12 protein-coding genes are annotated in these 14,952 nt (G+C 69.6%); 11 read left to right on the top strand and 1 reads right to left on the bottom strand.

Annotated elements, in window-relative coordinates:
- The coding region (locus ACZ7IB_RS47025; protein ID WP_470921361.1) for a type I polyketide synthase at window positions 1-1,949 on the bottom strand (1,949 nt) is incomplete at its 3' end.
- A gap of 300 nt (window positions 1,950-2,249) precedes the next feature.
- Here ACZ7IB_RS47025 and ACZ7IB_RS47020 point away from each other — a divergent pair.
- The 11 genes from ACZ7IB_RS47020 to ACZ7IB_RS46970 all read left to right on the top strand — a co-directional run.
- Window positions 2,250-3,191, top strand: a complete 942-nt coding sequence (locus ACZ7IB_RS47020) for a proline iminopeptidase-family hydrolase (protein WP_470921360.1) — start codon at window positions 2,250-2,252, stop codon at window positions 3,189-3,191.
- Window positions 3,188-4,393, top strand: coding sequence for a cytochrome P450 (locus ACZ7IB_RS47015; RefSeq protein ID WP_470921358.1), 1,206 nt, complete (start codon window positions 3,188-3,190; stop codon window positions 4,391-4,393). The genes ACZ7IB_RS47020 and ACZ7IB_RS47015 overlap by 4 nt, the downstream gene beginning before the upstream one ends.
- Window positions 4,390-4,614, top strand: coding sequence for a ferredoxin (locus ACZ7IB_RS47010; protein ID WP_266430973.1), 225 nt, complete (start codon window positions 4,390-4,392; stop codon window positions 4,612-4,614). Before ACZ7IB_RS47015 ends, ACZ7IB_RS47010 begins: the two co-directional genes overlap by 4 nt.
- 113 nt (window positions 4,615-4,727) lie before the next feature.
- Window positions 4,728-5,675, top strand: coding sequence for an ACP S-malonyltransferase (locus ACZ7IB_RS47005; RefSeq protein ID WP_470921356.1), 948 nt, complete (start codon window positions 4,728-4,730; stop codon window positions 5,673-5,675).
- 38 nt (window positions 5,676-5,713) lie between these two features.
- Window positions 5,714-5,965 (top strand): phosphopantetheine-binding protein, encoded by a 252-nt coding sequence (locus ACZ7IB_RS47000; protein ID WP_389986390.1) that lies wholly within the window; start codon window positions 5,714-5,716, stop codon window positions 5,963-5,965.
- 47 nt (window positions 5,966-6,012) lie between these two features.
- A complete protein-coding gene (locus ACZ7IB_RS46995) occupies window positions 6,013-7,683 on the top strand; it encodes an AMP-binding protein (protein ID WP_470921354.1) in 1,671 nt (556 codons plus the stop codon).
- 34 nt (window positions 7,684-7,717) lie between these two features.
- The gene (locus ACZ7IB_RS46990) at window positions 7,718-9,247 is read left to right on the top strand and encodes an AMP-binding protein (protein WP_470921364.1); all 1,530 of its coding nucleotides are present in this window, start codon (window positions 7,718-7,720) and stop codon (window positions 9,245-9,247) included.
- Entirely contained in the window at window positions 9,244-10,545 is a 1,302-nt protein-coding gene (locus tag ACZ7IB_RS46985) for a type III PLP-dependent enzyme domain-containing protein (protein WP_470921352.1), read from the top strand. The genes ACZ7IB_RS46990 and ACZ7IB_RS46985 overlap by 4 nt, the downstream gene beginning before the upstream one ends.
- Window positions 10,542-11,045, top strand: a complete 504-nt coding sequence (locus tag ACZ7IB_RS46980) for a cobalamin B12-binding domain-containing protein (RefSeq protein ID WP_398634854.1) — start codon at window positions 10,542-10,544, stop codon at window positions 11,043-11,045. Before ACZ7IB_RS46985 ends, ACZ7IB_RS46980 begins: the two co-directional genes overlap by 4 nt.
- A 314-nt stretch (window positions 11,046-11,359) precedes the next feature.
- Window positions 11,360-12,715, top strand: a complete 1,356-nt coding sequence (locus ACZ7IB_RS46975; protein WP_470921363.1) for a methylaspartate mutase — start codon at window positions 11,360-11,362, stop codon at window positions 12,713-12,715.
- An 84-nt stretch (window positions 12,716-12,799) separates the two neighbouring features.
- The coding region (locus ACZ7IB_RS46970) for a type I polyketide synthase (protein WP_470921350.1) at window positions 12,800-14,952 on the top strand (2,153 nt) is incomplete at its 3' end.

Genomic DNA, 14,952 nt, shown 5'->3' with positions numbered 1-14,952 from the left:
AGATCGGGGCGTACCCCCAGCGACTCCACCAGCCGGAACAGCGCCGTCTCGATGGCGAACAGGGCGGGCTGGGCGTACTCCGTACGGTCCAGCAGCACCGCCAGGTCCGAACCCTCCTGAGCGAAGAGCACCTCCTTCAGGGGGTGATCCAGCAGGGGGTCCAGGTGACCGCACACCTCGTCCAGGGCTGCCGCGAACACCGGAAAAGCCGCGGCGAGTTCGCGTCCCATACCGGGACGCTGGGCACCTTGTCCGGTGAACAGGAACGCCAGCCGCCCCTCTCCCTCCGTGCCCCGCACGACACCCGCCTCCTCGCCGGCCTCCAGTGCCCGTAGCCCGGACAGCAACTGCCCACGCTCCGCTCCGGTGACCACCGCACGACGCTCCAGCTGCGCACGGGACGTGGCCAGGGCCAGGGCCACATCCACCGGATGAGGGGCCTTTGCCCCTTCCAGCAGGCCCACCAGACCGGCCGCCTGTGCCCGCAGCGCACCCTCACTCCGCGCGCTGAGCACCAGTGGCAGCGTCGGCTGAGCGGCATCCTGACGCTCCGGGGCCGCCTCCTCCTGGGGCGCCTCTTCGATGATCACGTGCGCGTTCGTCCCGCTGATCCCGAACGACGAGACTCCCGCCCGGCGCGGCCGCTCACTGTCCCAGGCCACCGCCTCGGTCAGCAGCTCCACCCGCCCCACCGTCCAGTCCACCTTCGACGACGGCTCATCCACATGCAACGTCTTGGGCAGTACGCCATGACGCATCGCCATGACCATCTTGATGATCCCGGCCACACCCGCCGCAGCCTGTGTATGACCCAGATTCGACTTCACCGATCCAAGCCACAATGGGCCCTGGTCCGAGCGGTTCTGACCGTACGTCGCCAGCAGCGCCTGCGCCTCGATCGGGTCGCCGAGCTTCGTACCCGTACCGTGCGCCTCCACCGCGTCCACGTCAGCCGGACGCAGCCGCGCGTTTGTCAGTGCCTGCAGGATCACCCGCTGCTGCGACGGGCCGTTCGGCGCCGTCAGACTGCTACTGGCCCCGTCCTGGTTGACCGCGCTGCCCCGTACCACTCCCAGCACCCGGTGGCCGTTGCGCTGGGCGTCGGAGAGCCGCTCCACCAACAGCACACCCACACCCTCGCCCCACCCGGTGCCGTCCGCGGCTTCGGCGAAGGCCTTGCAGCGGCCGTCGACCGCGAGCCCGCGCTGCCGGCTGAACTCGGTGAAGGTGTCGGGCGTCGACATCACCGTCACACCGCCGGCCAGGGCCAGCGAGCATTCGCCGTTGCGCAGCGCCTGTACCGCCCAGTGCAGCGCCACCAGCGACGACGAGCACGCCGTGTCCACCGTCACCGCCGGGCCTTCCAGCCCCAGGGCGTAGGAGACGCGGCCCGACACGACGCTGCCTGAATTGCCGTTGCCGATGTACCCGTCCACCTCGTCCGGAATGCTGGACAGGCGCGAGGCGTAGTCGTGGTACATCACTCCGGCGAAGACACCGGTCCGACTGCCGCGCAGTGCGTGCGGGTCGAGCCCGGCGCGCTCCAGTGCTTCCCAGGAGGCCTCCAGGAGCAGCCGCTGCTGCGGGTCCATCGCCAGCGCCTCGCGCGGGCCGATGCCGAAGAACTCGGCGTCGAAGTCGGCCGCGTCGTGCAGGAATCCGCCCTCACGGGCATAGGTCTTGCCGGGCTGGTCCGGGTCGGGGTCATACAGTCCCTCGATGTCCCAGCCACGCCCGGCGGGAAATCCGGAGATTCCGTCCCGGCCGCTTTCCAGTAGTTGCCACAGCTCCTCGGGAGATGTGACGCCACCCGGATAGCGGCAGCTCATGCCGACGATCGCGATGGGCTCGTGTTCCCTGCGCTCGGCTTCGCGCAACTGCCGGCGTGCTTCCCGAAGATCGGCCGTCGCTCGCTTGAGGTAGTCGAGAAGCTTCTTCTCGCTTTCCACCCAAGAACCCCCTGAACCCGTTCGGATTGTCCATCCGAACGCTACGGGCGGCCCTCATCCGCCGACCACCCATAGCCCCCCCTAGCCACCCCTACTAGCGGTCGCCGACAGGGGCCCCTACGCAAATACCGAAGTTATGGGCACTCTTAAGAATCACTTGGTGAACCACCATATCCAGGGGTCGGCGAAGAAGTTCTTCAACTAAGGGCTCATAGGGGGGGCTAGGGGTCTGCCCGGCTACCTCGCTGCTATAGCGTTCTTCCCGTTGAAGGCTGCGAAACATTGACCTGGGGTGGGAAGATGCCCGCGACACCGACCGCCAAAGGAACCGCCCCCTTCGGCGATTACAAGACCTGGTACCGCGTCACCGGGGATCTCCGCTGCGGACTGCCGCCCGTCGTCGTACTGCACGGTGGTCCCGGCAGCACGCACGACTACCTGCTGAGCATGACGGCCCTGGCGGAGGCCGGCCGGCCGGTAGTCCACTACGACCAGCTGGGGAACGGCGGGTCGACGCGGCTGCCGGACAACGGGGCGGACTTCTGGACCGTCCAGCTCTTCCGGGACGAACTCGACAACCTGTTGCGGCACCTCGGGGTGACCGACAACTACATTCTGTTCGGCCACTCATGGGGCGGGATGCTGGCCGCGGCCCATGCCTCCGACCGACCGGCCGGACTACGCGGCCTGGTGATCGCCAACTCACCGGCGTCGATGCCGCTGTGGCTCCAGGAGATGAAGGTGCTCAGGGAGCAGCTTCCGCCAGAGGTGCAGGAGACGCTGCTCCAGCACGAGGCCGCAGGCACCACGGACACCGACGAATACTTCGCGGCCATGCGGGTCTTCTACGACCGTCATGTGTGCCGCGTCCTTCCGTGGCCCCGGGACTATCTGGCCACCTTCATGGAGATCAATGACGATCCGACCGTCTACCACGCCATGAACGGGCCCAATGAATTCCATGTCATCGGGACACTCAAGGACTGGTCGGTCGAAGACCGGCTGCCGCACATCGAAGTACCGACCCTATTGATCAGCGGGCGTTACGACGAGGCCACACCGGCCACCGTCCGACCCTATTTCGAGCGCATACCGAAAGTACGCTGGGAAACATTCGAGGAATCCAGTCACATGCCGCACATCGAAGAGCCCGAGCGTTTCACCTCGGTCATGGTCGGTTTTCTCAAGGAACTCGAAGAAAACCAAGAACTCAACAACTTGAAGGATGAGGCACGCGGGTGACCACTGCTCAGGAGGTTCGTGCATATCCGTTCAGCGAGCCGGACCGGCTCATACTCGACCCCATGTACGCGAAGCTGCGTACGGAGGAACCGCTGAGCCGGGTGCAGTTCCCGATCGGCGAACCCGCCTGGCTGGCCACGCGCTACCAGGACGTACGCACCGTCCTGGCCGACCCCCGCTTCAGCCGGGCGATGGCCAGGACGCGCAATCAGCCGCGCACCCACCCCGGCGAGCACCTGGACGACGGTCTGGTCGGCATGGACGCACCGGACCACGCCCGGCTTCGCAAGCTGGTCGCCAAGGCGTTCACCGGGCGCCGCGTGGAGCTGATGCGCGCGGACACCCAGCGGATCGTGGACGGCCTGGCCGACACGATGGTCGAGCAGGGCGGCCCCTTCGAGATGGTGGAGAACTTCGCCGTCCCCGTGCCGGTGACAGTGATCTCCGAGATGCTGGGTGTGCCGGCGGCGGACCGCCCCAAGCTGCGCGTCTGGTCCGAGGCGATGGTCTCCACGACGGCGCTGCCGTGGGAAGAGATGGAGCGCAACGCCAAGGAACTGTTCGCCTACATCGGCGAGCTGGTCGCGGAGCGGCGGCGCAATCCCACCGAGGACCTGCTCGGCGCGCTGGTCAAGACGCGTGACGAGGACGGCGACCGGCTGAGCGAGGAGGAGTTGGTCATGCATGTGACCGGTGGCCTGCTCATCACCGGCACCGAGACGACCGCCTCGCAGATCCCCAACTTCCTCTACGCACTGCTCAGCCAGCGCGACCAGTGGGAACTGCTCTGCGCGAAGCCGGAGTTGGTGCCTCAGGCGGTCGAGGAACTGGTGCGCTGGATCCCGCTGAACTACTCCGCGATGTTCGCCAGGTACGCCCTGGAGGACGTACGGTTCGGTGATGTCACGGTGAAGGCCGGTGAACCGGTGCTTGGTTCGGTGGCCTCGGCCAACCGCGACCCCGAGATCTTCGAGGACCCCGAGCGGCTCGACGTGACCCGCGAGAACAATCCGCACATCGGCTTCGGTCACGGACCGCACCACTGTCTGGGCGCCCAGCTGGCCCGGATGGAGCTCCAGAGCGTGCTGAGCACCCTCATCGAGCGCTTCCCCACCCTGGACATCGCCGATGTCGAGGACAGTGTCGTCTGGAAGCAGGGAATGCTGGTGCGCGGTCCGAAGCGGCTGCGAGTGACTTGGTGAGCAGTTGGGCCATCGCCGTCGACCGGACGGCCTGCATCGGCGCCTCGGTGTGCGCCAATTACGCGCCCGGCCACTTCGAGTTGCGGTCCGGCAAGTCCTACCCGCGGGTCGGGACGACGGAACCCGACGAGGCGGCGCTGGACGCCGCGGAGACCTGCCCGGTGTCCGCGATCACGGTGCACGACACCAGCACCGGCGTGCTGCTCGCTCCCGAGGAGTAGCGGTACGGGTACGGGCACCGCTCCCCGTACCCGTCCGCCCTGCCCGCTCCATCACCCCCGCAACTGAACGTCTGTGCCTCCGTATGCCTGTACGTCTCGAAGGGACCGTGCACATGACCACCGCATCCCGGACCGGTACCGCGATGATCTTCCCCGGCATGGGGCCCACCCCCTTCGCGGAGGTCGGGAAGTTCATGGTCATCAACCCCTGCGCCCGGAAGCTGGTCGCCGCCGCCGACCAGGTCCTCGGGTACTCGCTGGTCGACCGCTACCGGCAGACCGAGGGCGACTACAGCGAATACGCCCAGGTCGCGTTCATGGTCAACTCGCTGGCGCTGGCCCAGTGGGCCGGGCACACGCTGGGTGTCGAGGCCGAGCTGTGCACGGGGCCGAGCTTCGGCGAGAAGCCGGCCGCCGCGTTCAGCGGCGCGCTGGACTTCCCCGACGCCGTCCGCGCCACCGCCGGATTCGCGCGCCTGCTGGAGGACTACTTCAGTACGGAGTTCAAGGACCTGGTCACCCACTCCTTCGTGCGGGTGCCCGAGGACAAGCTGCGCGAAGTACTGGCGGAGCTGGACGAACGCGGCGAGACGTACGAGATCTCCTGCTACATCGACGACGACTTCTACATGCTCACGCTGCGCGAGCACAACCTCGAATGGCTGAAGCTCAGGCTGCGTTCACTGGGCGGCCTGTCGCTGTACTCGATGCGGCCGCCGATGCACTGCTCGGCGTTCAAAGGACTGCGCGCCCGCGCCCAGGAAGAGGTCTTCGGGCCTCTGGACTTCGCCGACCCGCGGATCCCGGTCGTCGCGGATCAGGACGGCTCGCTGATCACCACGGGTGAGGGGGTGCGCACCATGCTGCTGGACAGCTGCGTACGCCCGATGCGCTGGCCCGCGGTCGTCGACGCGCTGCGCGAAGCCGGCGTCGGCGTCGTGTGCGTGGCCGGTCAGGACAGTCTCTTCGGCCGGGTACGGCGCACGACGTCCAACTTCGAGGTGGTACCGGTCACACCGCGGGTCGCTCTTCAGCCGAGGCCGCAGCCCGCACGTACCTGAACCGTTCCCCTCTCACCTCTCCCGAAAGGCAATTCACCATGTGGGACCAGAAGTTCGAGGACCTGCTGCGCAGGTTCCTGCCGTTCCTCGGCGCCGACGAGAAGCTCGCCGAGGACACCACGCTGCGCGACCTGGGCCTGGACTCGCTCGGCATCGTCGAGCTGCTCGCGGCGCTGGAGCAGACGTACGACGTGCGGTTCCAGGACGAGGCACTCGGCCAGGAGACGTTCCAGACGCCCGGTGTGCTGTGGAAGGTGCTGTCCGGTCTGGTCGAGGAGCAGGCCGCCTGAGTCCGCGGCACCCGGGACCCACAGGGTCGAGCATCGAAGGAGGAGCAGTGGACGCAGCCGTGGGAGAGGCGCTGCACGGGCGTTTTCTGCGCGGAGTCGACCTGGCGCCGCGCAACGACGCGGTACGGGTCGGGGCCGACTCGGTCACGTACGAGCAGGCGCACGAGCGGGCGCTCGTCTGGGCAGGTGCGCTGCTGCGCGCGGTGCGCAAACCGCCGGGCACCGTGGCGGTGCTGGCGGCGAAGGGAGTCGACGCGTACATCGGCATCCTCGCCGCGCTGTACGCGGGAGCCACCGTCGTGCCGCTGCAACCGGGCTTCCCCCCGGCGCGCACCCGCCGCATGATGCGGGCCGCCCAGGTGTCCGCCGTCATCGCCGACGAGGCCGGCTGGGCGCAGTTGCCGGAGCTGATGGCACCGGGGCCGGACGGCGAGGAGCCGCTCGACACCGGTGGCCCCGACGGCGTACTGCCCGTCCTCGCGCCCGGTTGCGGACCCGGTACGCATCCGGGTGTCGACCGGATCGTCCCGGAAGCGGCCGGCGCGCTGAGCGAGCCGCGCCCGGTGCGGCCGGCCGACGCGGCGTACGTGTTGTTCACCTCCGGGTCGACGGGCCGCCCCAAGGGCGTGCCGATCAGCCACGGAAGTGCCTCGCACTACTTCCGGCTCCAGGACGAGCGCTACGACTTCACGCCGCAGGACGTCTTCTCCCAGACCTTCGACCTCAACTTCGACTGCGCGATGTTCGACCTGTTCTGCGCCTGGGGTGCGGGGGCGACCGCACTGTGGGCGCCGCCCGGTGCGTACCGCGCGATGCCCACCTTCCTGGCCGAGAGCCGTACGACGGTGTGGTTCTCCACGCCCAGCGCGATCCCGCTGGTGCGCCGGCTCGGCGGGCTGGCTCCCGGCGCGCTGTCCGGACTGCGCTGGAGCTTCTTCGCCGGTGAGGCACTGACCTGTCAGGACGCCACCGCCTGGCAGACGGCCGCGCCGCATTCGACGCTGGAGAACCTGTACGGACCGACCGAGCTGACGATCACGATCGCCGCGCACCGGTGGGATCCGGAGCGCTCCCCGGGGATCGCGGTGAACGGTGTGGTGCCGATCGGCCGGGTAAACGACGGACACGACCACCTCCTGCTCGACGAAGGCGGCCAACCCGCCCTCAACGAGGGCGAGTTGTGTGTGACGGGACCTCAGATGACGTGCGGCTACCTGGATCCGGCTGACAACGAAGGCCGCTTCCTGGAGCACGACGAGCGAACCTGGTACCGCACCGGAGACCGGGTCCGGCGAATCGGCGAGGACGGCGAACTCGCCTACTTGGGACGGCTGGACTCGCAGGTGCAGATCGCAGGATGGCGCGTGGAGCTCCCCGAGATCGACCACGCGCTGCGCGGCTGCGAGGGCGTCACCGAGGCGGTCACGGTCGATGTGGCCGGCGCTTCGGGCACCGAACTCGCGGTCTTCTACACCGGTTCGGCCGTGCCCGCCGCCACGTTCGCCCGGCAGCTGCGGGCGGTCCTGCCGCAGGGCATGACGCCCAGGCACTACTGGCGGCTGGACGAGTTGCCGCTCAATTCCAACCGGAAGACCGACCGGGGTGTACTGCGGGGCCGTGCCGAGGCGCGGCTGGGAGGGTCCCGTACCCACAGCGCCCCCGACGCCACCACTGAGACCACCAGCACGTCCAGCAAGCCCAGCACGCCGACGACCTGACAGGAGAAGAGCGTTGGACAGCACTTCCGGCGCGGTGCACGGGGTCCCCGTGCCCGGCCACAGTCATGGCAGCCTTGTCCACACCCTGCTGGACGAGGCCGTCTCCTCCACGCCCTCATCGGCGGCGGTCAGCGACGCCGACGGGCAGTGGAGCTACGCCCGTCTCGACAAGTACAGCCGTGCCTTCGCCGACTGGCTGGAGGCGCAGGGTATCGGACCGGGCGATCGCCTGGTCGTACAGCTGCCGACCAACCGGGAACTGGTCGCCCTGTTCTACGGCGCGTCCCGGCGCGGAGTCGTCTTCGTACCGCTCAACCCGAACATGAAGGCATTCCACCTGCGTTCGGTGCTGGAGAACGCCGAGCCCGCCCTGGTCATCGGCGCCGAGGGACAGCACGAGACGCTCAGCACGGTCACCACGGCCCCCGTCCACCCGTTCGGCGGTGTGTGGAGCGAGGTGGAGAAGATCGCCGACCGGGGCCCGCGGCCGCAGACGGCGGTCGACGTCGCGCCGGACCTGCCCGCGGTCCTCGTCTACACCTCGGGCAGCACCGCCGCCCCGAAGGCGGTGATCTGCCCGCACGCGCAGATCACCTTCGCCACCCGGTCGATGGTCCAGGTGCTCGGCTACCGCCCCGACGACGTGGTGTTCTGCCGCTTCCCGATGTCCTGGGACTACGGCCTGTACAAGGTCCTGATGTGCGCGGTCGGGCGCAGCGAAATCGTGCTGGCCGACGGCGAGTCGGACCTCTGGCTGCTGTCCGCCATCAGGGACAGCGGGGCCACCGTCGTCCCGATCGTGCCGTCGCTGGCCACCATGATCGCCACGCTGGCGCGCCGCTCCGAGAATCCCGCGCCCCTGGTGCGGATGTTCACCAACACCGGTGCCGCGCTGCCCCAGCCGACCATCGAGACGCTGCGCGACGCGTTTCCCGGTGTGCGCGTGGTCCGCCAGTTCGGGCAGACCGAGTGCAAGCGCGTCTCCATCATGCCGCCGGAGCAGGACCGCGAGCGGCCCGACTCGGTCGGTCTGCCGCTGCCCGGCACCCGGGTCCTCATTTTGGGCGAGGACGGCGAGCCCGTGCCCGCCGGGGAGTCCGGCGAGATCGTCGCCGCGGGCCCGCACGTAATGCCCGGGTACTGGCGTAATCCGGAGGTGAGCGCCCGCAACTTCCGCCGCCACGAGCCCTCCGGAGAGCTGCGGCTGCACACCGGGGACTACGGCTCTCTCGACGAGGACGGCTATCTGTACTTCCAGGGCCGCCGCGACGACATGTTCAAGCGCAAGGGCATCCGCATGAGCACCATCGAGATCGAGGCCGCCGCCATGGACATTCCCGGCGTGCGGCAGGCGGCGGTGCTGCCGCCCTCGGACCGGCACGACCTGGCGCTGTTCGTGGAGTCCGATCTCGCGCCACACGCGATCCTGCGCGAGCTGGCGGGCCGGCTGGAGCGGCAGAAGGTTCCCGCGACCTGTCGGGTACTCAGCGATTTCCCCCTCACCCTGCACGGCAAGAACGAGAAGAAGCGGCTCGCCGAGCTGCTCGACGGGAGCGATCAGTGACTCGGTACACCGAGCTGGCCGAGCGGTACGGCACTCCGCTGTACGTGTACGACCTGGACCGGGTCGCCGCGGCGCGGCAGGACCTGTTCGACGCTCTGCCTGAACCGTTCAGTCTGTTCAGCGCGGTCAAGGCCAATCCGCACCCGGAGGTGCTGCGCGCCCTTGGCGCGGGCGACGGGCGCGTCTGCCGGGCCGAGATCAGCTCGCTGGGCGAGCTGGGCGCCGCACTGGAGGCCGGGTTCGATCCGGCGGAGATCCTTTACACCGGTCCTGGCAAGACGGACGGCGAGCTGGTCGACGCCATCGGCGCCGGGGTGCGGCTGTTCTCGGTGGAGTCCCTCACCGACCTGGAGCACGTGGGCGCCGCCGCCGGTGTCCAGGGGGTGGTGGCCGACTGTCTGCTGCGCATCAACAGCGCCTCGGCCAGCGCCACCACCAGCATCCGCATGACCGGCACGCCCTCGCAGTTCGGCATCGACACCGAGACGCTGGGCGAGGTGCTGCCCAAAATGCGCGCGGTGCCCGGCACCCGGGTCGCGGGTGCGCATTTCTTCCCGCTCAGCAATGCCAAGGACGAGGACAGCCTGGTCGGGGAGTTCCGGCACACGTTGTCGGTCGCCGCCGATCTTGAGCGCGAACACGGGTTGCCGCTGCGGTTCCTCGACATCGGCGGCGGGTTCGCCGCACCGTACGCCGTGCCCGGTGAGCGCCCGGTGTACGAGAAGCTGCGCGAGCGGCTGGAGACCACGCTGGACGAGCTGTTCCCCGACTGGCGCCGAGGCACACCGCACCTCGCCTGCGAGTCCGGCCGCTATCTGGTGGGCGACAGCGGTGTGCTGCTGACCCGGGTGATCAACATCAAGGAGAGCCGCGGCCGTACGTTCGTCATCCTGGACGCCGGCATCAACACCTTCGGCGGGATGTCGGGCCTGGGCCGGCTGCTGCCTGTGGCGGTCCAGCCGGAGGGTCCCGAGCAGGCCGCGGAGATCGAGGACGGCACAGGGCTGAGCGCCAGTCTGGTCGGTCCGCTGTGCACGCCGGGCGATGTGCTCGGCCGGCAGGTGGAGCTGCCGAATCTGCGCGTCGGCGACATCCTCACCATCCCTAACGCCGGGGCGTACGGCCCCACCGCGAGCCTCCTGATGTTCCTGGGCCGGCCCGCTCCCGCCGAGGTGCTGGTGCGCGGTGGTGAGGTGGTGTCCGCGTCCCGGCTGGAGCACAGCCGGGTCCCGCTGACACCGCTGGCCCCGTCGGCCCCGTTGGAAGGCCCGGCACCGGTCGGTGGAGGGCGGGCATGACCCTACTCGCGCGGCAGCTGACAGGACCGGGACCGGCGGGCACCGAGGCGAACACGGCAGCGGTGGCCACGGCGCGACGCCGGCAGACGGTCCTGGTCAGCGGGCTGGCTTCCGACTCGCACACCTGGAATCTGGTGTTCATGCAGCTGCTGATCGAGGAGCAGGGGTACGACGTGGTGAATCTGGGCCCGTGCGTCCCGGACGAGCTGCTCGTACAGGAATGCCTGGAGCGCGCGCCGGCCATGCTCGTACTGAGCAGCGTCAACGGTCACGGCGCCCAGGACGGTCTGCGCGTCATCAGGAAGCTCCGCGACGAGCGTGGACTGGCGCAGCTGCCCGCGGTGATCGGTGGGAAGCTCGGCATCTCCGGCGGCGAGGGCGCTGGGCTCGTGGCGGAACTGGTCGCCGCGGGCTTCGACAGTGTCTTCGAGGACGGCGCGCAGGAGATCGCGGCCTTCCAACGCTTCATCGGTGGCATACCGCAGAGAGCGCTGTCGTGAACGACCGCTTCGCTGCGGCGCCGGAGAACGGTCCGGCCCGGCGAGGCGCCGGCAAGGCCGGTGCCGAGCCGAAAGTTGCCGCGACGGCCGGTACGGAGCCGAGCCTGGCACCGGACGGCACGCCCGGCGGTGCCACGCTGGACGGCGCCGTGTCCGGGAACGTCCCGTTGGACGGAGCCCCAACGAGCGTTGTCCCGCAGGGTGGCTCCCCGGCAAGCGGTTCCGTGTCCGGCGGGGACCCGGCAGTCCGTGCTGTCGCCGGCAGTACGGGGGGTACGTCCGTGCCCGGCGTCATCCCGGCGCGCACCCGGCCCGTGGACCCGCCCGGTTCGGCCGTGCGGGCGGTCGGCGCTCCGGATTCCCCGGTCGGCGACTTCGGCGCGTTCGTGCGCCGCTCGCACCGGGCCGGCCGACTCGTCGTGCAGCCCCGCATGGGGTTCGGCGACCCAGCGACCATGCGCGAAGGGCTGCTCGCCACCCGGCGTGCCGACGCCACCACCGTCGGCACCCTCACCCTGGACAGCTACACCCGGGTCGGGGACCTCGCCGCGATCGAGACGGCGCTGCGGGAAGGCATCGGCCTCAACGGCTTCCCCATTGTCAGTTACGACGTCGAGACCACCCGTTCGGTACTGCGCAACGTGCGCTCCGACGACTTCCCGGTGCAGGTCAGGCACGGCTCCGCGGTGCCGTTCGACATCTTCGTCGCCCTGATGCGGGCCGGGCTCAGCGCCACCGAGGGCGGCCCGGTCTCATACTGCCTGCCGTACGGCCGTACCCCGCTCGACGAGTCGATGCACAACTGGGAGCGCAGCGGCACCCTGTTCGCACAGCTTCGCGAGTGGGGCGCCAATCCCCACATGGAGACCTTCGGCGGCTGCATGCTGGGCCAGCTGTGCCCGCCGAGCATGCTTGTCGCCGTCAGCGTCCTGGAGGCGCTGTTCTTCCACCGTCTCGGGATCGGCGACCTGTCCGTCAGCTACGCCCAGCAGACCAATGGCGCGCAGGACCGCGAGGCGGTGCTCGCGCTCCGCAGGCTGTGCGCGGAGCTGCTGCCGGACGCCGACTGGCACGTAGTGATCTACGCCTACATGGGTGTGTATCCCACGACGCCCGAGGGCTGCTACCGGCTGCTCGGGCAGGCCGCCGAACTCGCGGTCAGCACCGGCTCGGAACGGCTGATCGTCAAGACCGTCGCCGAGTCCCGCCGCATCCCCACCATCGCGGAGAACGTGGCCGCGCTGGAGCACGCCGACCGGGTGGCCCGGACGGCCGAAGCCGTCAAAGGCCCAGGGGCGCCGGCCGCCACGGCCACCGCGGCCGCGGAAGCCGTGACGCAGGATTCGCAGACGTACGCCGAGGCGCGCTCGCTCGTCGACGCGGTGCTGAACAGCCACCCGGACCTGGGCCACGCCCTGCTGCTCGCGTTCAAGCGCGGTTACCTGGACATTCCCTACTGCCTGCATCCGGACAACGCCGGCCGCAGTCGCAGCCACATCGACGGCGACGGCTGGCTGCGCTGGGCCGACACCGGATCGCTGCCCCTTGCCGGCCTGGTGGGCGGCCGCCGGGCCCGTCCCGTCACCTCCTCGGACCTGCTCGAAGCGCTGTCCTTCGTGCAGCGCAGCTACGACCAGCCGTTCCTGTACGGGGACCGGCCGCTGTCCTGACCGCCCGCCGGTCCGGCCCGTTCCCCCGTCCTTCCCCGTCCGTCCCTCCCCGCCTTGTTCCTCGCCCGCGGAATTCTTTTTGGAGTGCACCGAATGACCGAGTCTGAGAACGTTCTTTCCGAGTCCGGTGGCAAGCCGAGGAGCAAGCCGGAGGCGCCACAGTCCGCTCTGGTGCGGCGGCTCACGGGGCTGACCGCGGCCGAGCAGGAACGCGCCGTACTGGAGATCGTGCACGAGCAGACCGTCGCCGCGCTGCGCCGGGCCCGTCCGGAAACGAAGGACGCGGTGGACACCGCACGCCCGTTCCTGGAGCTGGGTTTCGACTCGCTGGCGGCAGTGGACCTGCACACCCGGCTGTCCGCGGCCACCGGTCTGGAACTGCCCATCACAGCGGTCTACGACCACCCCACCCCGGTCGAACTGAGCCGCTTCGTACGCACCAAGGCCCTCGGCCTGACCCCCGAGCCCGTCGACGCGGCCATCCGGCAGACATCGGGGGACGACGACGACCCCATCGCGATCATCGGCATCGGCTGCCACTACCCCGGCGGTGTCAACTCTCCCGAGGAATTCTGGGCGTTGATGGCCGAGGGCCGTGAGGTACTCTCGGACTTCCCCACCGACCGCGGCTGGGACGTTCCCGGCATGTTCGACCCGGACCCGGACCAGCCCGGCAAGTCGTACGTCGACAAGGGCGGCTTTCTGGCGAACGCGGCCGATTTCGACGCGGACTTCTTCAAGATCAGCCCCCGCGAGGCGCTGGCGATGGACCCGCAGCAACGCCTGATCCTGGAAACCTCCTGGGAAGCACTGGAGCGCGCCGGGATCAACCCGGCCTCACTCCGGGGCAGCCGGACCGGTGTCTTCTTCGGCGCCGAGGTGCATGAGTACGGCACCCGGGTGCACCAGGCCCCGCTGGGCCTCGACGGCTACCTGATGACCGGCAACGCGCCCAGCGTCGCGTCCGGCCGCGTCTCGTACACCCTGGGTCTGGAAGGCCCGGCCGTGACGGTGGACACGGCATGCTCAGGCTCGCTGGTCTCCATGCACCTGGCGGCCCAGTCGCTGCGCAACGGCGAGTGCTCACTCGCCCTGGTCGGCGGCGTCGCCGTCATGGGCAGCCCCGGCATGTTCACCGCGTTCAGCCGGCAGCGCGGTCTTGCGGCCGACGGCCGCTGCAAGGCCTTCGCCGAAGCCGCGGACGGCACCGGATTCGCTGAGGGCGCCGGAGTGTTCGTGGTGGAGCGCCTGTCGGACGCACGGCGCAACGGTCACCGGGTGATGGCAGTACTGCGCGGCAGCGCGGTCAACCAGGACGGCGCCAGCAACGGCCTCACCGCGCCGAACGGCCCGTCGCAGCAGCGGCTGATCCTGCAGGCCCTGGCCAACGCGGGACTGAGCCCGGCCGATGTGGACGCGGTCGACGCGCACGGTACGGGAACGAAGCTCGGCGACCCGATCGAGGCCCAGGCGATCCTGGCGACGTACGGTCAGCAACGGTCCGCCGACCGGCCGTTGCGACTCGGCTCGGCCAAGTCCAACCTCGGGCACACGCAGGCCGCCGGCGGCGCGGCCAGCGTGATCAAAATGGTGCTGGCCATGCAGTACGGCATGCTGCCCAAGACGCTGCACGTGGATGCTCCGAGCCATCACGTCGACTGGTCGGCAGGTGAGGTGGAACTGCTCACCGAGGCCATGCCGTGGGACGCCCCGGGCGGACGGCCGCGCCGGGCGGGCATCTCCGCGTTCGGTATCAGCGGTACGAACGCGCACGTGATCATCGAAGAGGCACCGCAGGAGCAGGCGGCGCAGACCCCGGAGCGTCAGGACTCCACGGACCCGGCAGCGCTGCCGCTGGTTCTCAGCGCCCGTACGAGCGACGCACTCAGCGCGCAGGCGGCGGGGCTGTTGGGCCTGATGGAGCGTGCGGATGCTCCGGATCCGGTGGATGTGGGTGTCGCGCTGGCGACGACGCGCGCGGAACTGGACCACCGTGCGGTGGTGACGGGCGCCGGGCGCGACGAGCTGATCGCAGGGCTACGAGCACTGGCCGAAGGCAGTGAGAGCACGTCAGAGGTCGTGCGGGGAGAAGTGGTTGACGGTCGGCTGGCGTTCCTGTTCACGGGGCAGGGTGCGCAGCGGGTCGGTATGGGCCGTGAACTGGCCGCCGTCTTCCCGGTGTTCGCGAACGCGCTGGACGAGGCGTGCGGTCATCTCGACCTTCAGCTCGAACGGCC

This window comes from Streptomyces sp. NPDC037301 (assembly GCF_055602785.1).
Note: the sequence above shows the minus strand (reverse complement) of the source record. Positions and strands in the feature narration are given on the sequence as shown.